We start from the raw sequence: 23,574 nt of genomic DNA, 5'->3' as shown, positions 1-23,574 counted from the left end.
CGCGGCGTGGCTTGCGTTCGAGATCCGGTCCGGCGGAGTTTTGGAGTTTCATGCACCCTGAAGTGACCTGCGTCTCGGACGTCGAGAATCGCGGACATGTCTACGACCAGTAACAAATCCGCTGCAGCAGCCGCGCCCGCAACGTCCAAGCCGCTCTTGACCGGGCCGAAGCGCCAGCACTTCCTGCCACGCTTCTACCTGGAGAACTTCAGCGTCAACGGCCTTGTCGCGGTTTACGCCCGCGAGCAGGACACCGTGCGCCTCCAGCAACCGGTGAACACCGGTGTCATCGGCCATTTCTACACGATGGAGGACGCCGAAGGGCGCAAGCGGTTCGAGCTCGAGCAGTTCCTGTCGGAGTACGAGGGCAAGGCCAAACCGGTCATCGACAAGCTCGCGGCCCGAGAGGCCATCAATGCCGATGAGCGCTCGGACTTAGCAATTTTCATTGCGCTCGCCGCAACGCGCACGCCAGACGTGGTTGACTCTCTGAAGGCGTTCAACGCTGGCATGGTTACCGACATCATGAAGCGCATGTTCAATGACGTGAATGAAGTGGCGACGCGATTGCGCGAGGACCGAGACTACGCCGGTAAGCCTGATGACGAGGTCATGGCCGAAGCGAAGCTCATGGTCACGATGGCGCAGAACGACGGCCTGAAAGTGTCGACTAACCACCGCTGGGCAGTTGGCATGGCCATCAAAATGGCGCTGGAGATTGCTCCCATCTTCGCAGGCCGTGATTGGCTTGCGGTCCATAGAGACAACGAGAAGAAGTCGTTCATCACCACCGACGCCCCGGTCTTCCTCACGACTGTGGCTCCCCGAGCTAACGGGTTCTGGGGTGTTGGCTTTGGCAATGCGGGCGCTCTGGTGTTCTTCCCGCTGAAGGAGTCATGTACCCTGGCAATGTTTGGCGACAAGGGCGACCTGCGACACACCGAGGTGGGCACTGAGAAGGTTCGCCAGCTCAACCTGGGGATGGCGGCCAAGTGCCAGCGGTTTGTCAGTAAGCGGTCAATGAACCACGTCTTCCCACAGAGGGCCTGAGAGGGGAAGCTACGTGTCCATGTAGAACAACGTGGACACGTATGTCAGAGATCGACACAGAGTTGGTACGGCGCCTGGTCACGGGGCGCAAGAACGATGGCCGGGCCGTGTACGACCCGCAGGCCAAGGCCGAAGTGGTGCGGGCGTGCATGAGGCCTGGAGTCTCGGTGGCACGCATGGCGCTGCAATGCGGCGTCAACGCCAACTTGCTGCGCCGCTGGATAACCCAGAGCATGGGTCTGGACATGAGCGCGGGTCGCGCCAACATGTCCGCAGTGGCCAAGGCCGGCACCGATGCCTTCGTGCCGTTGCAGCTTTCCGCCCCCGAGGCCGCGCCTGTCACTGCGCCTGCGGTCATGGTTCGTCTTCACGCACGATTGCCCAATGGGGTGGAGATCAATCTCAGCGATGCTGGCTTGGGCGAGTTGTCTCCCATCCTTGAACTCCTGGGCCGCCTGCCATGTTCCGGCTCGACGACACGCTGACGGTGTACCTGCACCGCCCGGCCATCGACTTCCGCATGGGTATCAACGGCCTGGCGATTCTGGTGGAGCAGGCACTCGGGATGAACCCATTCGCTGCGGCGGTGTATGTGTTCAGCAACCGCCGACGCAACCGGGTGAAGATCCTGGGCTGGGACCGCAACGGCTTCTGGCTGCTGATGAAGCGCCTAGAGCAGGACCGCTTCATCTGGCCAGAAGAGGCGAAGGTGCCGACGCTGACGGTGGAGCAACTGCACTGGCTGCTCGACGGCATCGATCTGGCGGTCATCCAGAGGCACCCGCAGCGCATCTACCAGAGGGTCGCCTGAGTACTGCGAGATGACTGCGGCCGCAGTCATCTGCGAGGTGTCGGCGATACAAATATTTGCCGCAAAATATCCTGCACAAGGAACCGTCTGAGCGACATATAGATCGAAGCAGGCGATGGTTCAGATGCCCACCGCCGAAGAATATTCAGCCCTGCAGCAGGCGCTGGCCGAAGCCACTCGGCGAAGCGAATCACTCGCTGGCGAATTGCGCGTTGTACGCACAGAGCGCGACCTGCTCAAGGAGCGGCTGAACAAATTCATGCGCCAGATCTTCGCGGCCAAGAGCGAGGTCAGTGGGCTGCATCAGAAGGACATGTTCTTTAACGAGGCCGAGGAACTCGGCGCGAGTGCCCAGCCTGCGCAGGAAGAAGTTGAAGCCGAGGACAACAAGACGGCCGACGTTCCCGGCCACAAGCGTGCCAAGCGTGGGCGCAAGCCGCTGGACCCTGCGCTGCCGCGCGAGGTGGTGCGCCACGAACTGCCCGAGTCCGAGCGAGTCTGCCCCCACGATGGCGCCGCGCTGCAAGAGATCGGCGTCGAGGCCAGCGAACAGCTCGACATCATCCCGCAGCAAGTGCGCGTGATCCGGCACGAGCGGGTCAAGTACGCCTGCCCGTGCTGCGATGGCACGCTGCGCCTGGCGGCCAAGCCCGAGCAAGTCATCCCCAAGGGCCTGTTCAGCGAAGGCCTGCTGGCCTGGGTGATCACCTCCAAGTACGTGGACGGCCTGCCGCTGTACCGCCAGGCGGCCCTGCTAGGGCGCTTCGGCGGCAGCGACCTCTCGCGCAACACCATGGCGGCCAGCGTCGTGCGGGTGGGCCAGGCGGTACAGCCGCTCATCAACCTGCTGCGCGACCTGATGTTGGACGCCCCCCTGATCTTCGGCGACGAGACCGAGATCCAGGTGCTCAAGGAGGCCGGGCGCAGCGCCCAGTCCAAGAGCTACATGTGGGCGCAGATGACCGATGGCTCTGGCGCCAGCGGCACTGGCCCGCCAATACGCTTGTTCGCCTACTCGCCCTCACGCAGCACCGAGGCGGCGCAGCGTCTGTACGCCGGCGCGCGCGAGGGCGGCGTGCTGATGACCGACGGCTACGAGGTCTACAACAAGATCGCTCTGGCGAACAAGCTCGTCCACATTGGGTGCTGGGCGCATTGCCGGCGTTACTTCAATGACACACTGCAGGCGCTGCCCAAGAACAACCGGGGGCCCGAGCAGTTGGCGGCGCAGTTCATCGCATTGATTGGCAAGCTCTACCGCGTCGAGGCCCTGGCCAAAGAGCAGCAGTCTGATGCGAGCGCGCTGTTGCTCCGGCGTCAGGCCCAAAGCGTCCCCGTGCTGGAAGAAATCCGGGCCTTGTTGCTGACCAACATCCATGCGGTGCTGCCTGGCAGTCTGCTGGGCAAGGCACTGCACTACCTGTCCTCGCAGTGGCTCAAGTTGGCGCGCTACGCCCAGAGTGGCGAGTACCCCATAGACAACAACGGCTGCGAGAACTCGATCCGTCCGTTCGTCATCGGGCGGCGTTATGTCCAGTTGGCGATTATGTGGAGTCGCCGCCAGCGGTGCGAGAAGCTGAAGCCCCGACGGGCTTGCGGCTCGATCATGGCCTGTTCCTACTATTCATAACAATCGGTGGTCTCCTATGGTTCCCCAACCTAACCACAGGAGAATTCCATGCCAACCGAGCTGTGCCTGGCACGCCTTGCCCGTCGAGACTGGCTGACTGACGGCCCACTGAGAGAACTCATCGCTTCGTATGTCGAGTCCTTGCAGACCCGGCGCTATGCAGACAGCACCCTCGGGGCTTATCTGCGCTGCCTCGCGCATTTCAGCTACTGGATGAGGGGAGAAGGGCTGACTGCCGAGAGCATCGACCTGGCACTCATCGAGCGCTTCCTACGGCATCACCTGCCCGCTTGCACCTGCCCTGCACCGTGCCGATCCGAGGTGAAGGAGATGCGGGCGGCTCTTCACCATCTGCAGGCCTTGCTGCCCGAGGGGGACGATGGGGTCACCACGACGACCCCGCTTGCCGCCGAGCTCAAGCGCTTCGGCGATCATCTGCGCCACACCTGTGGCCTGGCGCCGCCGACCTGCACCTATCGGGTCCGGCATGTAGAGGCTTTCCTTGTCGGCCGCTTCGGCAGTGACGCCCCCGAGATCCGACTGCTGGCCGCCAGGGACATCGATGCCTTCCTGAACGGCTTGTCCGCCCACTGGAAGCCCGCCTCGCGCAAGGTGGTCTGCACGAGCTTGCGCAGCTATTTACGCTTTCGCGCCATGCTGGGCGACGACACCCGGATTCTGTCCGCGACGCTGCCGGCGATCGCGAACTGGCGGCGACGGCACCCTCCGAAGGTGCTCTCGGACGTTCAGCTCGAGCACTTCCTGCAAGCCTTCGATCTCACCGATCCGGTCGGACTGCGCGACTATGCCATCGCCCGCTGCCTGCTCGATCTCGGCCTGCGAGGGGACGAAGCCGCTCACCTGACGTTGGATTGCGTGGATTGGCGAAACGGGGTCGTGATGCTCCACCGCACCAAGAGCCAGCGCGTGCAGCATCTGCCTTTGCCGGTGCAAACCGGCGAAGCGCTTGGCCGTTACCTGCGGGAAGGGCGTGCGCAGACGGATAGCCGCGCCCTGTTCGTCCGCCACCGTGCGCCCTTTGGCGTCCCCCTCAGCGTGGCGGCCATTCGCAACGCGATGAATCGCGCGTTTGTCCGCTGCGGTATGGCGGATCGGTTCTGCAACACCCATGTGCTTCGACGTTCAATGGCCACCCGGCTGCAGAAGACAGGCGCATCGATCAAGGAGATCGCCGATTTGCTTCGCCACCGCGATCTGAACACGGCCCGGGTTTACGCCCGCGTCGACCTGGAGCGCCTGCGGGCCGTTGCCCTGCCTTGGCCGGGGAGCGAATCATGAACACCGCCACGACCTGGGCGGCTCGGGTTGAAGCGTATCTCGCCTATCGGCGCAGCTTCGGCTTCCAGCTCACCATCGAGGGAGGGCAGCTCGAATCGTTTGCCCGCTTTGCTGACCAACGTGGGTCCGAACGGATCACGCTGGAACTCGCAGCAGACTGGGCACGCGCCTCACGCCATCCTCGTCCGATCAGTTGGGCGCGCCGCATCGAGGTGCTCCGCGGCTTTGCCGCATTCTGCCTGCGCACCGATCCGGACACGATCGTGCCCCCGCGCAACCTCTTCGGCCCGGCCCACCGACGCCTCGTACCGCATATCTACACCGACGAGGAACTGCGAACCCTGCTGGAAGCGACCGACCGCCTGGGGCCTCCCGGAAGCTTGCGCCCGGCCACCTGCCGGACCCTCCTGGGACTGCTGGCGACAGCCGGACTGCGCATCTCCGAAGCGCTCAAACTGACACGAGCCGACGTGGATCTCCAGGCGGGAGTGCTCGATATCCGGGACGCCAAGTGTCACCAGCATCGTTTCGTTCCCCTGCACGCGAGCGTCCCACCGTACCTGCAGGCGTATGCGCAGCTACGGGACCGGCTCGTCTCCGGCCCGTGCTGCGATCGCTTCTTCCTGCGCGACGACGGCCGGCCCGTTGATCAGCGAAGCATGCTCTACGCGCTGCACTTGCTCTGCGACCAGCTCGGTTGGCAGGTGCGCGGGGACCATGCCCATCACCGGCTTCATGACCTGCGCCACACCTTCATCGTCAGCAGTGCCCTGCGCCTGTATGAGCAGGGTGGGGACATCGAGCATGGTCTGCCGGCGCTGTCGATCTACGTGGGCCATGCCAAGGTGGTCGATACCTACTGGTACCTCACCGGCATTCCGGAACTGATGGCCGTCGCCGCCGAGCGCTTCCATCGTTACGCTCAGGGAGCGCCAACATGAACCCGCTACTTGCCGATCCGGCCGAGTTCGCCGCCTTGCTCCAGCGCTTCTTCGCCGAGCGCCTGCTTCAGCAGCAGGCCGTCAGCCCCAGGACCGTAGCTGCGTACCGTGACGCCTTCCGGCTGTTGCTGGAGTATGCCGAGCGCAGGCTCGGCAAGCCGCCCGCCAAGCTGACCCTGGGGGACTTCGATTCAGAGCTGATTCTCGGCTTCCTGGCGCATCTCGAAGCCGAGCGCCATAACGCTGTGCGTAGCCGCAATGCGCGGCTTGCCGCAGTAAGGGCCTTCGCCCGGTACATCGCGGTGCAATGCCCTGCGGCACTGCTGCACGTCCAGCAGATCCTGGCCATTCCGATGAAACGCTTCGACAAGCCCCTGCTCGGGTTCCTCTCGCGGGACGAGGTGCGGGCGCTCCTGGCTGCTCCCGACGCCACAACCTGGTGCGGCCGCCGGGATCGGGTGCTGCTCAAGCTGCTCTACAACACCGGTGCCCGGGTGTCTGAACTGATAGGCATCTGTGTCCACGATCTGGAACTCGACGGCACGTCGTCGGTGCGTTTGCACGGCAAGGGGCGCAAGCAGCGCACTGTTCCGCTCTGGAGAGAAACCGTCGTGGAGATCCGTCGCTGGATCGACGCCGCTGGCCTGCAGAAGAACCAGTCCCTGCTGCCCAACCGCTGGGGAAAGCCGATGACCCGATCGAACGTCGCCGAGAGGATCGCGCGGGCCGTGAGCACGGTGACGCCGCAGTGTCCTTCGCTTGACGGACGGACCATCTCCCCACATACGCTGCGCCACACGACCGCCATGCATCTGCTACAGGCCGGTGTCGACCTCACGGTTATTGCTTTGTGGCTCGGGCACGAGAGTCCGGTAACGACCCACGGCTACGTCGAAGCTGATCTCGCCATGAAGGAACGAGCCCTGGCCGCGATCGCACCCCCAGGAACTCGGCGCACGCGCTACCGTCCGACGGACGCATTGTTGAAGTTCCTGCAGGCTCTTTGATTATGCGCAGTTGCCAGGGGCAGGATGCAGCAAATCGAGCGACCTGCTGGCGGCGACTCCACATAATCGCCAACTGGACATAATTGCGGTTATGGCCAATTGGCCATAAGCGCAGCAACTGGCTCTTCGCCGACACCGTGGCCGGCGCCAACGCCAGTGCCAACCTGTACTCGCTGTTGGAGACCTGCAAGGTCAACGGCATCGATGGGTATCGGTACCTGCGCGCATTGCTGGCTGCGCTTCCCCGCGCCAAGACCGTCGATGACTATGAGGCGTTGCTGCCCTGGCGCCTCGCGATGCCGAGCGTCTGAACGTCAGTCGCGAGCTGCAGTCCACCAGCGCGTCCAAAACCAATCACTTCGCCACGGCCAGCGCAAGGGGCGCGGTTGGTTGACCGCTTACGTTTGTCATCGGCCGCGACGAGGCATTGCTGAAGTCTTTGGCTGAGGCAGCCAGGCTGACAGAGACGAAGTGGAAGCCGAAGATGCAGCGGTCTTAGGCTACCGACGCCACTGGTGTGACAGCCGTTACCAGCGACGGCGCTCAGCGAGACAGTTGGCTGGGTCGTGTGATGTTCCCTTGCACGACGATGGTTACGACTGTGATCTCTGCCGGTGGCGCCGATCTAAGGATTGCAACGCCGTCGGCTGCCGGCCACGGAGCGGAGTCCTTCGGGCTGCAGTCCAGGACATACAGGAGTGCGACGCGCTTACCTTTTGCTACGGCGTAGCTCGCTGCCTGCTCGACGTAGGCTTGGCAGTCCTCCATCGTTCGGATCCTCTCCCTTGCCGACTTGAGCTCGATAACGATTCCTCGAAGGCTCAGATCAGTGATGCCGCCCGCCGCCTTGGGATGCTCCTCCAGGTCAGACCCGATTCGGGGTGCACGCCGCAGTTCCTTCCGCACATGCTCCTGAAAGCGATCTTCCGACCAGACCCCGTCGAACTCGGCATCCTGGACGGCGCGGCCCGCCATGTTGCCCAGGACCGTCAGCAGTTCGAGTACATCGGAGAGTTCCTGCGCACTTGCACGGCCTTCGCGTCGAAGCGTGTCGCGGACGGCCATGATCTTCTGGTCCACAGCCGAGTAGCCGGTGATCGGGTTGGACCTGACGTCGATGCCCTCTACCAAGAGAGTGCGATGGCCCACGATGGCCACCGGCTGCTCCACGCTGGCAGGCTGGAAGGCCGCGGCGTACTTGAACTCAAACGGCCGGGCTTTGAGCCCTTGGGCCACCTGCAGAATCGCCCGCCCTTGTTGGACAAGCGTGAAAGGTGGTTTCCCCGATGGCTTCGCGAATCTGAACTCTGATAGATCATATGTGCTTCGAGGCTCCGCCGACACCGGCGTGAGGATCAAGTGGGTTGCGTTCTCCGGCCACCGAGACACACGTACCTCGATCTCCATGTCATGCATTTCGCGCGGAACAAGGTGGTGGATGTCTGCTGCGGGCTGGCCTCCAAGCTGGAACTTCAAAAACGCCACCAAGAGCTCCTCCGGCTGTGTCGCTGCTTCCTCACCGAGGTCTGACCTTGGTCGCACCTTGAAAACCTCGTCGGCGAACACACCGATCGGCAGTGGAACGCCTCCGAGACCTCTGCACAACGCTTCGAAATCCGCGATCGATGCCATAAGCGGAAGGTTGGTTGATGCGTCCAGTAGCGCCTTGGCCTCCGACTTCTCACCGTACTCGTTGCACCAGAGTCGATACCGCTCGATCGCGCTTCGCAACAGCCGTTCGCTTCCTTCCGAAGCGTCAAGAATCGCCTGGCGCCACTCCACCAAGGTCGAGGCGATACGAAGCAATCCCGCGAAGGCGCCATAGGCGATCGCGGTTGCCGCTCGCCCATACTGAAGCGAAGCGCCGTCCAGTGCAGCGCTTGTTTGCTTCAGCAACTCGGCATCGACTGGTTCGCCGCGGCCGATCCTTGCCAGCGCATCAACTGCCTGAATGCGTGCGAAAAAAACTTGGGAGAGGATTGCGTCTTTCCGCATAGAGCTTCTCATCTTCTTGGAGAGCTTTCTCGAGGCCCTCCCACTCGGACTTCAGCGCTGTCAGTCGCGCCTCGTCACCAGTTGCTACAGCCGCCTCGAACTGCACTGCAACCAGCTGCAGCTGACCAACCCACTTCACTCGCCTCATGGGAACGGTGTCGGGTAAGTGCTCCCACGACGCCTTGGCGGCGGTGACGGCCTGCGCCCAAGCCCCAGCGCGGGTCAGGATCTCGACGATCGCGCCGACGTACAAGGCGCGTCCATGACGACGCACGGCGACCTTGACCAAATCGTCAGCGCGCTTGAGTACCTGCTCATCAGGGATCAGATAGGCCAGCTCCATCGCGTCTTCCTCGCCGTAATCGCTGACGTCTTCGTCCTCGAAGACACGAATGACCAGATCCACATACTCGGGCTCGTCCTTGAGGAACTTGGACATCGAGTTGAGTTCCCGAAGCTCCCGGCTCGCCGAAACTCGGTTGAGGATGCGGATGAAAACCGTTGCCAACTCCCCACGCAGTTGGCGCTCGTCGGCGAATCGGTGGAGATAGAGCTGCATGCATCGGAGCAGAAAGTCTTCAGCGTCCTTCCCCGAGCTGTATACGAGGATGAGCTGAAGCAATGCGGAATCGGCGCTCTGCTCCAGGTGAGGCGGCAGAGGAATGTTACCGAGCGCCGTGGTGGCTGCTTTGTGCACAATGACGTAGGGATCTCGCAGAAGAAGGACGAACGCCTCTAGCACAAGCTCGGGCAGGTCCGCAATTCGTTCCTTGCCTGCCTCGCCCAGGGTCTTGGCCGCCGCAGCCCGTTCGAGCGTAGAGGCTCCCACCAGCCCCGCATAGAGCTCTGGCAAGACGAGGTTCAGCCCTTCAGGCGTCGCGATGAGGTGGTGCGACTCCTTGAGCAGTGCCGAGCTCAAGCCCGAACGACTCTCGTCAATCCTCCCAAGGAACTCGACGTACGACTGCGTGGCAAGCCGATCACCCTGAGCTGCCTTGGCGGCCATGTCAGAGAAAGACTCTCGAATGTAGTAAAGCGTCGACCTCGCATTCTGCGCCTCAAGGGCCTGCAGTGGCGTCGTGTTGGCCTTCAACTTCTGCTCACCATCGAATGCCTCTAGTCGGTCGTCGAGTAATGCCGCTGCACCGAGAACGACGTCGAGTGCCTGTCTCGCGGCACCGAGAAGATCGCTGGACCCGGTTCTGAGCATCTGAATGATCTCGGTGAGCACCTTGTCGTTGTGTGAGGTACTTGCGAGCCTCACGATCCTGGAGAGAACCACTCCGGCAACCGTGTCGGTCAAAGTCTCCTTGCCGCGATAGGTAAACCGAAAGACCTCTTCGTAGACGCGTGCTAAGCGAGCTTCACCTTCAGACGAAGCGCCCTCGAAGAAGTCCGCGATCAGTTGGTCCGTCGCCATGGGCTCCTGGAGAAGGGCAGCGGCCAGCGAGCGCTGGAGGTCGCTGCAGACCATGTTTAGCTCTCGGTCCGCTTCGTCTTCATCGATCAGCAGGTGCGCACGAACCAACTTTGCGACCAGTGTCTTTGCAAACCGTCCCAGCAGATACGGGTCGACCGGCGAAAGAACCTTGAGCGCGGCCGTTCCGATGCGGATCCGGTAGGACTGACGCGAGTCGAGCAGCCGTTGAATTCCGCGATTAACGGGCTCAGGCCAGGCTGCGAAGACGGCCAGGAGCGGTTCCGGCTGTAGGTGCCGCTCCCGGTCACCGAACTGGGGGCGGGGAGGACTGGCCAGTCCAACTAGAGCGGGCACGGCAGCTTCCACGGCGGCCTCCTCGGCCAAACTCGGGTTCACCGTGACGATCCTCGCCGCCGTATCGATCGAGTTGTGGTGCACAAGGCAGTTGAGCGCGGCTGCCGTCAGCCGCTTGGCATCTGCCCCAACGTGCCGCAGTACATCGAGCGCCTCAGCCTGGCACCCACCCGCGTCAGATGCAGCCAACTCGAAGAAGTACTCGACGATCGGCGGCGTGAGGATCTCAGGCGCCAGCCTCGCGGTCTCGACGACCCGCGTCCGGGCGTCCTTGGAGCGGCTGTTGTCCAGAGCCTCAAGGTCGTCGAGCAGCGCGCACGTCGCAGCGCTCTGGCTGACTCTCAAAGCGTCGCGCCGCCGCTTTCGGGCATCCCGGGCTGCCGCCGCAGCCGCTTGCGCCCGCTCGGATTCTTCCTTGCGCCTCGCCACTTCGCGGTCACGTTCTCCGACCAGCTGAATGAGATTGGGCAAGCGAACCGCCTGACGCTTGTCGCAGTGCACACAGTTCCGGTCGTAGAAGTCGAGCACCCCGACCTCGAGATACCACCCTGCGACACCTCCTGCGGGCGCGTGGTCGCAGTGCATCCCGAGCATGCCGAGGGGCAAGCCGGTGTACTGGGCAATCAAGCCCGTGCCGCCGTGATTGCGAACCTCGGCATGCGAGCACCAGTTGTGTACGAGCTCCAAGATTTGCTTGTTGCGCTCGCCGGTGCGGACATGTCGCTCGAACTCAGCCTCGTTCATGCCAGCATCGTAGAGCATCGGGGACAAAGGCGGAACTCTAGTAGAAGCTCGAGGCGAGCGGGAGCCTGATGCAGCCCGCAGTACAAGACTTGCGCGGGCGCTACGCAATGTCAGCCTCCGGTACCCGCCGACCTTCGTCCGCCGCACACGACCGACAGCAATGAAGAGGTCCGACGTGCCCCGACGATGACCGACCGGTCATGGCCGGCACCTCCAATTCGGCGCGGTACCATACAGTGGTTGCTCAGGCAGCCGACTGCCTCAGATTTCTGTCTGTTCGGAGATCTCGAGTGCGTCATCGACTTCAATGCCGAGGTACCTCACCGTCGACTCCAGCTTGGAGTGCCCAAGGAGCAACTGTACGGCGCGGAGGTTCTTCGTGCGCCGATAGATCAGCGTCGCCTTCGTCCTTCGCATCGAGTGTGTCCCGTAGTCAGTGCGGTCCAGCCCCAGTTCGTCGACCCAGTGCCCAAGTATCCGGGCGTACTGACGCGTGCCGAGATGGGGCGAGTCGTGGAGCCGGCTGGGAAACAGGAAGTCTTCCGGCTTCAGCCCTGCGAGCTTGATCCACGCCTGCACGGCATCTCGGGCGGCTGGCGTGATCTCGAACTGAACGGGGCGCTGCGTCTTGTGCTGGACGATGATGGCGCGTGTGGCCACCTGGTCGCCGTGGCATACGTCCCGGACCTTCAGACCAACCAGGTCGCATCCGCGCAACTTGCTGTCGATGCCGAGGTTGAAGAGGGCCAGTTCGCGAACCCGACCCCCCATCTGCAGCCGAACGCGCAGGGCCCAGATGTCCTTGAGCTTGAACGGGGCCTTCTGCCCGACGAGCTTCCCTTTGTTCCACGGCTCGCGATGAACAGTGTTGTCTGCGGTACCCATGATGCTCTCCATCAAGTTGAGGGCCACAAAGGATGCACTCGGACGCCGTCACGGCGCCAGCTCGTCTCAAGTCGGATGGATCGGCGCTCGGCGCTGACCGTCAGCTTTGAAGTAGAGGGGCGAACTCACGGACTCGGCCAGGTGCTGCCATTGGTCAGTGCCCGCCTTTTGGAAGACAACTGTTCACGCTCAGACCCCTCCCGGGCAACGGAGGCCGCAGACCCTCGTCAGGGCGATAGAAGTCAAAGATTCCAAACGGTTGTGTAGCCGGCAACTGATGGCGAGAGGGTCACCCTGTTGCCTCTAGCTCCGGCCCACAAAATAGACTGGTCGGCAATGCCGATCGCTAGATCATGAATTGCGCGGTTGGATACGATGCTGATTTGAAGAATTTCAACGATAGGGAGGAGCGCATGTCGCTTGTAAGAACAAAGGAACAATTGGTCAAGCTGCTTGGGCAAGCTGACAATAGCGTGATCGCGCTTTCCGGAAAATGGGGCACTGGCAAGACCCATCTCTGGAACGAGGTTAAGAGCGGTTCAAACGATGACAAGGTCAAAAAGGCCCTCTACGTTTCACTGTTCGGCCTGTCGAGCATCGACCAGGTCAAGCGCAAGCTCATCGAGACTGCCATCCCAGGTGTGGAGTCGCATGGGGGCATGTTCGACGGGTTGAAGAACCTATTCAGGGTCGGAGTCAAAGTCGGTTCGGAACATTACAAGGCGCTGGCTGCCATCAATGACCTGAACGTGTTGCTGATGGCCCCGGTGGTTCTGAGGAACGGTGTGATCGTTATTGACGACATCGAGCGCAAGCATGAAAAGCTTGGCATCGACGAAGTGCTGGGCTTCATCGACGAATACTCCAAGCAGCACGGAGCGCGATTTGTCCTTGTGCTCAATGATGACCAGCTATCGAACAAGGGCGACCAAGAAAAGCTATGGGCGACATTCCGCGAGAAGGTGATAGACCGGGAGATCAGACTATCGACTACCGCCGATGAGGCGTTCTCAATTGCCATAGGGATTGCCAATTCGAAATATGCCGATGCCATCAAGAAGGCGTGCATTGCTTGTTCTCTGACCAACATTCGCATCGTCGTCAAGGTCATCCGCGTGGCAAATCAGATCCTTGACGGCCACGAGTTGGAAGAGGCGATCCAGGCGCGCGTGATCCCACCTATCGTTCTGTTCTCCGCCATCCACTATCGAGGGTTGGAAGATGGCCCGGATTTCAAATTCGCATTGAACGCTGGAAATCCCGATTGGCTGGGGTTCGGGCGCGACAGGAACAACGAGCCGACTCCCGAAGAAAAGCGTGAGGATGGGTGGCGGATGCTGATGCAAGAGTTGGGCATCCATGGTTGTGACGAATTTGAAAAGTGCTTGGTTGAGTTCCTGGAATCAGGCCTGTTTGATGCCGCGAGCATCGAAGTCGTCATCGATGGCTATATCGCTGAGAAGGAAGCGATGGAGACAAGGGAGGGGGCCCACCAGTTCCTCAAACGGGTCTTCTGGGATCACCGAGTAGGTGAAGCGCAGTTGGTCGATGAGGCCACCGTTTTTCCCGCGCGAGCCGGCCTGCTGGATCCCTTCGTCGCAACACAGCTTGAGTCCGCGCTCTCGAAGATGCCGGGAGGGGCAGCGATTGGCGAGGCGATCGTTGATGGTTGGCTCGAAGCATTCAGAGCGACCAATTCGACCGAGGTGAACGATGACAACCCGTTCAACAACCCGCTTCACCCGAAGATTCGAGCAGAATTTGCTGCGATCAAGGCCAATGTTCAGGCCAATGCAACCGTTGTCGATGCTTGCATACACATCATCGAGAAGAGTGGCTGGGGCACGCTTCAAGAGGTCGCCATGCAACGGGCCACTGCGACTGATTTCGAGGCCGCAATCCGCGACATGGCGGATCTCGACAATCTGCGCCGTTTCATGCGTCGCATGATTGAAATGCGGTTGCAGAGTGGGGCGTCAGATCCGCACTTTGGCTCTGCGCCCGAGCGTTTCATGGAGGCTTGTCGGAACATCGCCAATGATGCAAATTCGCCTCGCCTGGCTGGCTTGATAAAGCGCCTCTTTGAGAGTACAGCGTTGGCTTCTGAGTTGGCAAAACCGAGCGCCGAAGGCGGAGAGTTTAGTCAAGGTTAGCGTCGATTGAACGTCGCACTTTTTTTTGAATGAGCACGGGGAAGATATGGTTTAACCAGGCTTCGGCCTCTCAGCTACTTAAGCATGTGGCAGTCCGAGAAAGAGCCTCAAAGCAATAACTCTGAAAGTGAAGGTTCCGACTGTGAAGCACTTTTTGCTACGACTGAGTTGATCGGGACCTTTTTACGTTCTCAAGCGGTCATGAGAAACCTGCGCCCAACGATATATGAAAGGCGCCTTTCGAGCAGTGATTCCGACGACGTCTAGGTCCGCTTTGTCTCGGCAGTACCTGTTCATGAGCCGTGAGAGCGGACTTCCAGCAACCTACCGGCCTGTAACTGACGGCCACTGTCCACTGCTCACATGAAACCCGTCGTTGGGCAGTCGCCAGCCTTGGTGCTCGAATGACCGCTACGTAGCTGTGACCGATAGGTCACGATGCAGCCATGAGCAGCAGCAACCGCTGCGATGCAGACGGCAGCAGCAGACTGGCTGCTGCCCTTCACGCTCGGCGTCTGAATGTCGCCGGTTGCCGAAACCGGTCGTTCATCGTGCCCTGGTTCGGAAGTCGGCTGTACTTTGAAACTTGACGTTCATGACCCGTCGAGCAGATTGCAGCTGACTGTTCCATGCATCGCTCGCCCAACGGCTGCATTCGAAGACAGCGAATTGGAACTCCCGACCCATTGCGGTCCAAGCGGTCTTCAAATTCAGCGCCTGATAGCCGACATTCGCTGATCGCCGCGATCACGGTCGCAATGACTGCTTGCGAAAAACCAAGCTTCGATGTGGTCGTCATGTGTCCACCACAAGCGGTCGATCGAATCAACTCAAAAGCAGTCACTCTGACCGGGAAATCAATCTGACGCAAGCTCAATACGAGTTGTACTGACCTCAGATCGGGGCGCTACTCTTCGGACTCGGCAACCTTGAACCTGTATTTCTCTTTGAGGTGATTGAGCCGTGTGTTCCACTCAAGAAGACCTTCCTTTTGCATTCGGCCCACGACGACGCCCGGAGCTATCCCGACGGCATTGGCAAAGCGCACCACATCATCTTCAGTCTTAAGAAGGTTGCTCAACGCAGCGCTATGACTTGGAGGAATGAGTACATCCCTTGCGAATCTATTCGCCTCATCTTCCTGCTCGTCATCGAGGGCCCCGTCTCCGTCAATGAACATCATGCGCTTGCCATGAAGTATCAAATGCCCTGCTTCATGAAAGAAGGAGAACCACAAATGATCGTTCGTCTTATGCCGCAGACTCAGCATCAAAAGGGCTTTGGAGGGAGAAAGCCACTTTGTTGCGCCACTCACGGGACAGCCTTTGGGTGCGGCGGCAAACACGACGGCCACGCCCACCACCGCACAGGACTCAATCAACTTCGGAACGAATACGTCGGGATTTGCTTCGCTTGCCAATGACCTTATTAGTGTGAGCGATGCCTTGAATGCGGCCTTGTCGAATGGCTGCGTATCAATTCCTGCGGCTTGTCGCTCTCCTTGACGCAACCAAGTGGAGGTCGCCGCGGGGTCAATGGAAAAGCTCTTGGAAGCCCGAAATGCTGCTACCGGTCCTCTGTAGCTCGTCCGCCAAGCATTGGGTGAAGCGACCCCAAAGAAGCGCAAACACTCGGCCACCTGAGCGCCAGCGTCTGAATAGCGATCAATCCAGTGGTGATCGAGCATGTGCCGCACGGGCAACTCTTTTAGCCATTCGCTTTCGTTGGCGAGCGACTTCTCCTCTTCGACACGACCCACCGCTTCTCGGTACTGCGCTTCTCGCGTAAGCCAGAAGCCAGCAGTGATGCCGGTGACCTTCTCCAGCTTGAATGCGGTCTCCTCCGACAGCGCAGCCTTCCCATTGATCAGAAGGCTGACGTGCTTTTCGGTGTATTCCATCCTCTCGGCGAACGACGTCTGATTCCAGCCGTGTTCCTCTAGAAGGTCAGCAATTGAGTCACCCGGCGGAGACATCCAATCTGGGCGAAAGGCCTCGGGCGAATGGTGCGTAGGCATGGCCATTAGTAGATCTCGACTACCTCAAGGATATTGACTTGCGCCCAGTCGACCTGCTTGTCCGACTGGCGAGGTATCGGCGTGACCGCCGATGCGACGACCAAGCGATGTGTCGCGGACAGCATAAAGATAACCCGCCCGCGCCGGGAGTACGAGGGACGGCCGAGGTCGACCTCGCGTATATCGGAGGCGGCCCGAATGTCAGACAGGCGCGAACGCAATTTGCGCGCCGCCGCCTCACCCAGAAGGCGTTCGGCTGCGGTTCTGCGTTCACAGACAACTCGCAGCTCAGGCGAGGCAAATCGCAGGTCGAGAGGCATACATGCACGCGATCATACCGTTTACCGATCTGGCCCACAAGTTTTCGAGGTACTTGAATTTTATTTACCGGTTTGGTAAACTATTTCTGTCGGCATCCCGCCGCGAATTTTTTTTGGAGATTTATCTATGACGGATCACCCGAAGAAGTTGGTTACCATCATCGTCGAGGGCATTCAACACCAGTGGCCCAAGGACGAGATCACGTACGCCGAAGTGGTCACCCTGGAGGACCCCCAGTACCCACAGCACCCGGAACGCGTCTACTCGGTTACCTACGAGAGGGCCCACGGCGAGAAGAAGGGTGTGCTCTCGCTGGGCGGCTCCGTCAAGGTCAAGGAAGGGATGGAATTCTTTGTTAAAGACACTGGCGAGTCGTAATCCCGACCTCAAGGCGCTCCTCGAAAAGGGCTACGCGCTGGCCGTCGACACCAACTGCCTCGTCGTCCGAGATATTCCGTATCTCGACGCGAACGGGCAGTTGCAGTGGGGTGCCATGGTGTCGAAGCTCGTTTCCGAGGACGACGTCAACTTCCGCCCCAACGACCATCAGATCTTCTGGGCGGGCCCGCGCCCGTACGGCCTCGACGGGCAGGTTGTGCGTGGTCTGGGCGGTGGTGCCGCGCAGCTTGTTCTGAGCGAGCACTGCAGCGACGTGGTCGTGCAGCAGAGTTTCTCGCACAAGCTTAAGGACAAGGGCGGCCAACCCCGCAACTACGTCGATCACGTTGAGAAGATCGACAGCTATTTGACGATCATCGCCGGGCCGGCAATGCAGCGGTTTGGCGCCGACCCTTACACCTTTCGAGATTGCGAGGAGGAGGTGGCAAACTCGGTCTTCAAGCTGCGCGACACGTTGACGAGCCGCGCCGAGATCACCGATCTTGCCAAGCACTTTGAGAACGACGTGGTCGCGATCATCGGTTTGGGCGGCACCGGCTCCTACGTGCTCGACTTCATGGTCAAGACGCCGGTTCGGGACATTCGGGGTTTCGACACGGACAGATTCTTCGTACACAACGCGTTTCGCTCGCCCGGGCGTCTGGATGTGGGCGAAGGTAGCGAGCTGCGGCAGCTGAAGGCCGACGTCTATCAGAGGCGCTACGAAAATTTCCGTCACGGCCTCACCATCAAGCCGCTGTTCATCGACGAGTCGTCGGCCGCGGAGTTCGACGGCGTGACTTTTGCTTTCGTTTGCGTCGACAAGGGTAGCTCGCGCAAGAGAATCTTCGACTTGCTGATCTCGAAGAACATCGCGTTCATTGATGCTGGCATGGGTCTCAACCGTAAGCCCGGCCCCATTAGCGGTACCGTGCGCACGACCTACTTCCCGCAAGATCTTGGGCAAACCGTGCGTGCAAAGGGCTACGCGCCCGAGACCGATCCGGCCGATGACGTTTATAAGACCAGCATCCAGATCGCCGAGGTGAACGCGCTCAACGCGGCACTGGCGGTCCTGCGCTTCAAGCAGATCCGGGGGTTTTATGTGGGCCCGCCGGCGCTCCATCAGCTACTGCTGACTTTCGACAACCTCTCTCTATTGAGTCCCGATGAAGACTGAGAATTTTCGGCTTGAAGAAGTCGAATTCATGCCCGCAAAGTTGGAGCCGGGAATTCTGTATGCCTCGCAAAAATACCGTACCGCCGCCCATCTGTGCGCCTGCGGTTGCGGCGAGAAGGTGCGTACCCAACTCGGGCCGCTCGGATGGCGCCTCACCAACGGCCGTACTGGTCCGACCCTCTTTCCGTCCATCGGCAATTGGCAGAAGCCTTGTCGCTCCCACTACTTCATCAGCAATGGCAGGGTTCTGTGGCGGAGCGACTGGACGGACGAAGAAGTGCTGGAGGGGCGGCGTGCTGAGGAGCAGCAGCGCGATGCGTACTTCCACAATCACCAAGGCGGGTGGCGGGAACAACTTAGAAGTTGGCTGAAGCGGCGTCGATGAGGCCGACAGTCGATGTGCGTTCGGGGATCTTCAGATAGGATCGCCGCACACAATCGCGAAACGGTGCGTGAACTCGATCGAAGTCTCTCACAACTTCGACAGGCAATGAGACCAGTGGGAACTTAAATATCGCTGTTCGATCGGAGTATTGCGTCTGGAGCGCTGGCTGCCCAAACGCACATGGCCCCACCACCTGCAAGCCGAAGCAGGGTGCCGAAGTCTGTCGTGCCTTTGCTTGACGTTGGTCACCAATAAACCTGGCGCTCGCCACCTGCAGGGAACGCTGCATTTCTGCCGTTGAGCCTGGATCCGATCAAAGTCAACTTGGGGCACCCAAAGGTCCTCGGCGAAGTTTCGGTACGTAGCATTGTGCAGCGCACCTGATTCATTGCTCCATAGCGGTCACTTGCGTGTGTCAGCAGATGGCCGGCAGTGTGAGTACGAGGCCACGGCGGGAAGCTAACTCTCGATGCGTGGGCCTGGCCAGCCAAGGTCAGCTGTCAGCGGAGCCCGTGACCTCACACTGCCGGCCAGAAGCCGACGGTCGATATCATTGCCGATACCGGAGTTTCAACGTCATAAAGCCTCAACTCTTTGGCTGTGGCCACAACTGCCGCGCTCAGGAACCCTCGCCCCTGTCGCGCTGGTCTATCCCTTCATCACGGGCAACTTGCTGATGATGGATGCGCCGTTGACGCCCTGCTCGGCCAGCTTTTTTGCGACGATGGCCGGATCGGTGAACAACGGGCCGTCATAAGTCAAGCTGAGAACTACCTTCCGGAGTCGATCCAGCAAGTCCATCAATGCGGCCTCGGCCAGTAACCGAGGGCCGAACGCGATGTCCTCTGCACGATCCGCAGCGGTGACGTTCGTGGTGAACACCGGCACCGGCTTGGGCATCCCGGGAGCGAGTTGTTCATTGCACCATTGCCAACTCAGCACCAGCTGCGCTGCATCCGTCTTGTGGATCGGAGCGTATTTCTCGCTCTTCGCCTCAATGCAGGCGCCGCAATCGTCGAACAGCCAGAGCACGTCCGGTCCGCGGCCAGTCTCCTTTTCTGGTCGACTGCTTGCAGCACCCAGCAGCTCGCCTAGCTCATGCAAGCCCCGCTCCACGGTCTCGGCGGTGTTCCCGTATGAAAGTTTCGCCTTGACCTCGTCTAGGCGAGCCAGCGCTGCGTTCGCAGAGGCGTAGGGACTGAACGCCTGGCAAACCGCGACCGCCTGCTCGGTGAGCCGAGCGAACTTGCGATCGGCTACCTGCTCCGGCCGCGGAAACTTTGTGTTTGCGGCAAATACGGCCCTGTATGCGTCCGACGCCAGGGCGGGATCAAACTGATGCAAGTACGTCGCGACCCAATACAGGAGCTCAGCCTTCTGGATCGGATGCAGTGAGCCATTCGCGGCCTCGCGCAGTCGCGTGATGGCACCGTGGAAGTTCTTCGCCTTTGCCATGTTCCATCCGTCGCGCAAGGCCAGCGCTGCGGCTTCGTACGCCGTAAGAGTGGCTGCGCGGGGTTGCTTGCCGACCACCTTGACGCGTGCCCTGTGGGCATCCTTCCAGCCCTCGTTGCGGGAGAGCAGCGCATTGGCCATCTCGGGGATGATGGCCGCAATCGGCTTTCCACCCAGCCCCGCCTTACTCGCAAGCTCCCGCCCAAGATCGACCTGAAGGCGCGTTCGGTCTTCTAGCAAGGTCGCCACGTTCTTTCGCCCGATGAAGGCAGCAATGTCAGGTCCGACGAGCAGGACGGCGGCGTAGTCCGCGCTCGAGCGCACCGCCCTTCCCAGTGCCTGTTCGAACTTGTTGACAGTACGTACTTCGTACTCGGGGCTATCCTTTTGACGGTAAGCGTCGACCTGATCAATGATCCGATCGCCACTAGGCACTCCATCGATCACCAGAATACGGCAGGCGTCATCAGGCAGATCGACACCATCGAATCGCTGCGCGAAGACGAAGTAGTTCCCGTTCGTCGTGCGAAGCTTCTCAAGCGCAGCATCCACCTCTTTGGCCTGCGCCAGAACAGCTCCAGCATCCGTCCAAGCCTTGGCCTGCGCAGCCGAGGACGTGAGCACCACGACATTCGTCTGCTTGGCCAACAACGCGCAAGCTACCGCTATCTCCTGTTTCTTGCTCTCGGGGTTGACGAGTGAAGTCGGCAAGATCATCCGCTCGCCGGCTCCCTCGTCCTCCATGGGCTCGATCAGCCTGGCGTATGCGGCCGGGTCGCAGCCCAGGGCAGAAATCAGACCAGAGATGTCCTTGATGCTTGCGGACATAAACAATCGGTGCTTGGCGCCTGCGTAAGCGGGAACGTCCTCCACCGGTGGGATCTGGAGTGCAATCTCGGCCCCTGTTCCCGAGATGCAGCAGCGCGCGAGCTCGATATAGCGGGCGATGTTGCCCCAGGTGAACAGCAGGGGCGGAGCGTCCTTGCCGGGGTCCAGCAGCTTAGCCACCTCACCGGAGACTCGCGACCAGACCCAGTAGGGCACCTCATATGTCGAGCCTGGATCGTCTTTACCGATCCCAGCCCACGTCGCCGCGTCCGTCTGTTCGCAAAGCGGTCGGAGCAAGTTCCGCAGGGCGCCGAAGAACTCGGGCGGCACCGGTACGGTGAAGAACTTTCGTACGCGATCTGCGCCCGCATGCACGTCATCCATGATGATGGTTGACGGTCTGATCGACCTGGACTCGAACACTGAGTTCGCCGTGAACAGCTTGTCGTAGGTGCAAGCCAGGACCGCATCTCCGCTCAACGCGCCATACGGCAGTCCACTCTTCGGGAACGTAGAAACGGGCACTCCGATGGCCTGCCCCGATGAAACGACCTGCTCTACCAGCTGCGTGGTGGGGCAAAGATAGACGACCGGGTCACCCTTGTACTTCCGCCTCATCATCTCGGCATACACCAAGCCCAATACCGTCTTGCCTGACCCGGTGCTTAGCTTCATGATGACATCACGTTGGGTGAGCTGGGCATCCAGAGCGGCCAGTGCGGCAAGCTGGGCCGGACGCAAGCTCGTGTGAGTGGTCTTGCGATCCAGCTGTTTGAAGAGTTCGGCCAAGGTGGCCGGCACCTCGGCTGACGAGTTTTTCGCGAGCGATTCGAAGTCGAACATACTTTCTTCCCTGTGCTGTTAGCTGCGACTTGTGTGCGCAGTCCAACAGGTTATACGAAATGTAGGGGTTCAGAACTTTCAGCCCCGCTAGGACTTGCTTTTGCGCATCGGCTGCCAGACCACGTGTTGGTTCCTGATACACGCCATGTCTCCAGCTAGAGTGGAGTGCAGGGGCCACGGCCGTAGGAGGTCAGGCCGCTCTTGAACGACCGTTATTGAATCAGTCTGACGGGCTGCTTTGGGTCGTCAAGCGCTGGTCCCGAACGACCGCTTCTATGATGACTCTTTTGTCAAGCCGTTTTTGATGACGACATCCAGCGTTGAACTTCATGGTCCGCGGATCACGGAACCCATTGGCGGACTTGGTTGATGACCGTTTTCGCGCGACTCGAAGTGGCCGCTGCATTCTGATCCAAGGTCGGGGTGTGATGAGCGTTCAAGCCAGTGCTTGGACGAACTTCTATCCGTGCAGGGTGTATTTACCCAGCACCCAATGCGGCATACGCACAAAGTGCGCTGGCAAACCCCAGTTACCGGCGCGCCCCATCTGAGAAGACGGTCACTGTGCTGTGACCCACGGTCGTTGCGGGCGCGTCGACCTTTGATCATGATGCGTTCCATGTCAAGCCGTTTGTTTAGGTTCAGGCCTGCTTGGCCTCAGGCTGTGGTTGGCTTGAGCACCGCCCCGTTCGGGATCTCGCCGTGCTCAAGGTAGCGCCACAGTGCGATCGCCAGCCTCCGCGCCAGCGCCACGATGCCGATACGACGCATGCGCTTGCCCCCAGCCGCAAAACGTCGGTTGAACCACTGGGTCAAGGCACTGTCAGGCTGCAATCGCAGCCAACCCCACGCCAACTCCACCAGCAAGGCGCGCGCTCGCTTGTTGCCGGCTTTGCTGATGCCTTGTTCGATCTGGCTGTCGCCACTGGCGTAGGGCGTGGGTGCCAGCCCCAAGCAGCCCGCCAGTTCACGCCGGTTGGAGAAACGCCGCCAGCCGAACAGCTCCTTGACCAGGATCCAGGCACCCTTCGGTCCGATGGCGCGCAGCTGGGCCAGGTGCGCCACCAGCGGCTGCTTGCCAGCGGCCAGCTCCTGGCGCCGCGCGGCCTCCAGCGCCTTGGCCTGCTGCTTGACCAGCGCCAGGCGTGCGCTCTCGCGCTCGATCTCGGCGCGCAATGCCGGTGGTACCTGCCCGCAGTGCCGCTCGCACCAGCGCCCCCAGTCACGCCCGCCAATGATGACGTGGGGGCGCAGGTTGTGCAGAACCAGCAGCGAGCTGATGCGGTTGGTGTGTGCGGTGCGCTCTTTCGCCAGTCGTGCCAGCTCGCGGTGCGCGCGCCGTGCGTCCTCATCCTCGGCTGATGGTTCGTGCAGCACCGACCACACGCGCTCGCCCGTGCGATGGCGCAGCAGCATCGTCAGCAGCTTGTCGCCGTCGAGCCGGTCGGTCTTGGCGCGCCTGGCATGCCGGTTCACCTCGATGCTGGCAGAGTCGACCACGATGTTGTCGATGTCCTGCTCAACCAACCAGCGGTGCAGCCACCAGCCGTCGCGTCCGGCTTCGTAGCAGGAATGCACCTTGGACTGCGCCTGGAGCTTGCAGCGCTCCTTGGCCTTGGCTATGCACTGTGCAACTGCGACCGTGTCGCCGGCCTCCACGCTGTATCGGCCGGGGCCACGGCGGCCATCGCTCAACGTCAGCTGCCACTTCTTGTCACTCAGTTCAAAGCTCATGTACAGGTCGGCCTGGATCGCCGCCGCCTGGTCCTGTACCACTGTCTCGTGAAAAATAGACATTTCAGATCTCCTGGTCGATGTCAACTATCTTGACCGCTCGGCGACAACTATTCTGGCCGGTGGAAGCGGGGAATGAATTTG

17 protein-coding genes and 2 pseudogenes are annotated in these 23,574 nt (G+C 60.9%); 12 read left to right on the top strand and 7 right to left on the bottom strand.

The window, feature by feature from the left end:
• The first annotated feature begins 96 nt into the window (after positions 1 to 96).
• From EUB48_RS03635 to EUB48_RS03600, 8 genes and pseudogenes are all read left to right on the top strand, one after another.
• Positions 97 to 1,050 carry a DUF4238 domain-containing protein gene (locus EUB48_RS03635; protein ID WP_142817660.1) on the top strand — a complete coding sequence of 318 codons (954 nt, stop codon included), beginning with the start codon at positions 97 to 99 and terminating at the stop codon, positions 1,048 to 1,050.
• Positions 1,051 to 1,091: 41 nt separating this feature from the next.
• Complete coding sequence (gene tnpA, locus EUB48_RS03630) at positions 1,092 to 1,535, top strand: IS66-like element accessory protein TnpA (RefSeq protein ID WP_142817659.1); 444 nt, start codon at positions 1,092 to 1,094, stop codon at positions 1,533 to 1,535.
• Positions 1,511 to 1,861, top strand: a complete 351-nt coding sequence (gene tnpB, locus EUB48_RS03625) for an IS66 family insertion sequence element accessory protein TnpB (RefSeq protein WP_142817658.1) — start codon at positions 1,511 to 1,513, stop codon at positions 1,859 to 1,861. The genes tnpA and tnpB overlap by 25 nt, the downstream gene beginning before the upstream one ends.
• 115 nt (positions 1,862 to 1,976) lie before the next feature.
• A pseudogene (gene tnpC, locus EUB48_RS03620) lies at positions 1,977 to 3,389 on the top strand (IS66 family transposase); the annotation flags it as partial.
• 150 nt (positions 3,390 to 3,539) lie between these two features.
• Positions 3,540 to 4,790 (top strand): tyrosine-type recombinase/integrase, encoded by a 1,251-nt coding sequence (locus EUB48_RS03615; RefSeq protein ID WP_142817657.1) that lies wholly within the window; start codon positions 3,540 to 3,542, stop codon positions 4,788 to 4,790.
• Entirely contained in the window at positions 4,787 to 5,731 is a 945-nt protein-coding gene (locus EUB48_RS03610; protein WP_142817656.1) for a tyrosine-type recombinase/integrase, read from the top strand. Before EUB48_RS03615 ends, EUB48_RS03610 begins: the two co-directional genes overlap by 4 nt.
• A complete protein-coding gene (locus EUB48_RS03605; protein ID WP_142817655.1) occupies positions 5,728 to 6,738 on the top strand; it encodes a site-specific integrase in 1,011 nt (336 codons plus the stop codon). Before EUB48_RS03610 ends, EUB48_RS03605 begins: the two co-directional genes overlap by 4 nt.
• 110 nt (positions 6,739 to 6,848) lie before the next feature.
• Positions 6,849 to 7,049, top strand: a pseudogene (locus tag EUB48_RS03600) (transposase domain-containing protein); the annotation flags it as partial.
• Between the two features lie 232 nt (positions 7,050 to 7,281).
• On the opposite strand, the gene EUB48_RS03595 reads toward EUB48_RS03600, so the two are convergent.
• The 3 genes from EUB48_RS03595 to EUB48_RS03585 form a co-directional block, all read right to left on the bottom strand.
• Positions 7,282 to 8,733, bottom strand: a complete 1,452-nt coding sequence (locus EUB48_RS03595; protein WP_142817654.1) for a hypothetical protein — start codon at positions 8,731 to 8,733, stop codon at positions 7,282 to 7,284.
• Positions 8,678 to 11,251, bottom strand: coding sequence for a hypothetical protein (locus tag EUB48_RS03590; RefSeq protein ID WP_142817653.1), 2,574 nt, complete (start codon positions 11,249 to 11,251; stop codon positions 8,678 to 8,680). Before EUB48_RS03590 ends, EUB48_RS03595 begins: the two co-directional genes overlap by 56 nt.
• 261 nt (positions 11,252 to 11,512) lie before the next feature.
• Positions 11,513 to 12,136, bottom strand: a complete 624-nt coding sequence (locus EUB48_RS03585) for a tyrosine-type recombinase/integrase (RefSeq protein ID WP_142817652.1) — start codon at positions 12,134 to 12,136, stop codon at positions 11,513 to 11,515.
• A 413-nt stretch (positions 12,137 to 12,549) separates the two neighbouring features.
• Between EUB48_RS03585 and EUB48_RS03580 the strand changes: the two genes are divergently transcribed.
• A complete protein-coding gene (locus tag EUB48_RS03580) occupies positions 12,550 to 14,289 on the top strand; it encodes a P-loop NTPase fold protein (RefSeq protein WP_142821073.1) in 1,740 nt (579 codons plus the stop codon).
• Positions 14,290 to 15,196: 907 nt separating this feature from the next.
• On the opposite strand, the gene EUB48_RS03575 is transcribed toward EUB48_RS03580, so the two are convergent.
• Both EUB48_RS03575 and EUB48_RS03570 read right to left on the bottom strand, forming a co-directional pair.
• Positions 15,197 to 16,312, bottom strand: a complete 1,116-nt coding sequence (locus tag EUB48_RS03575) for a helix-turn-helix domain-containing protein (protein ID WP_210411691.1) — start codon at positions 16,310 to 16,312, stop codon at positions 15,197 to 15,199.
• Complete coding sequence (locus EUB48_RS03570) at positions 16,312 to 16,626, bottom strand: killer suppression protein HigA (RefSeq protein ID WP_142817651.1); 315 nt, start codon at positions 16,624 to 16,626, stop codon at positions 16,312 to 16,314. The genes EUB48_RS03575 and EUB48_RS03570 overlap by 1 nt, the downstream gene beginning before the upstream one ends.
• A 127-nt stretch (positions 16,627 to 16,753) precedes the next feature.
• Here EUB48_RS03570 and EUB48_RS21260 point away from each other — a divergent pair, with 127 nt between their 5' ends.
• The 3 genes from EUB48_RS21260 to EUB48_RS03560 are packed head-to-tail and all read left to right on the top strand — an operon-like array spanning position 16,754 to position 18,570.
• Entirely contained in the window at positions 16,754 to 17,005 is a 252-nt protein-coding gene (locus EUB48_RS21260) for a multiubiquitin domain-containing protein (RefSeq protein ID WP_168226693.1), read from the top strand.
• Positions 16,980 to 18,185, top strand: coding sequence for a ThiF family adenylyltransferase (locus EUB48_RS03565; RefSeq protein WP_168226692.1), 1,206 nt, complete (start codon positions 16,980 to 16,982; stop codon positions 18,183 to 18,185). Before EUB48_RS21260 ends, EUB48_RS03565 begins: the two co-directional genes overlap by 26 nt.
• A complete protein-coding gene (locus EUB48_RS03560) occupies positions 18,175 to 18,570 on the top strand; it encodes a ubiquitination-like system serine protease family protein (protein WP_142817649.1) in 396 nt (131 codons plus the stop codon). Before EUB48_RS03565 ends, EUB48_RS03560 begins: the two co-directional genes overlap by 11 nt.
• 648 nt (positions 18,571 to 19,218) lie before the next feature.
• Here EUB48_RS03560 and EUB48_RS03555 read toward each other — a convergent pair.
• Together EUB48_RS03555 and EUB48_RS03550 are read right to left on the bottom strand one after the other, a co-directional pair.
• Complete coding sequence (locus EUB48_RS03555) at positions 19,219 to 21,696, bottom strand: helicase C-terminal domain-containing protein (RefSeq protein ID WP_142817648.1); 2,478 nt, start codon at positions 21,694 to 21,696, stop codon at positions 19,219 to 19,221.
• 657 nt (positions 21,697 to 22,353) lie between these two features.
• Entirely contained in the window at positions 22,354 to 23,493 is a 1,140-nt protein-coding gene (locus EUB48_RS03550) for an IS110 family RNA-guided transposase (RefSeq protein WP_142817647.1), read from the bottom strand.
• Between the last annotated feature and the right edge of the window lie 81 nt (positions 23,494 to 23,574).

Source organism: Rhodoferax sediminis (assembly GCF_006970865.1).
Taxonomy (GTDB): Bacteria; Pseudomonadota; Gammaproteobacteria; order Burkholderiales; family Burkholderiaceae_C; genus Rhodoferax_A; species Rhodoferax_A sediminis.
This window is presented reverse-complemented; position numbering and strand designations above follow the sequence as displayed.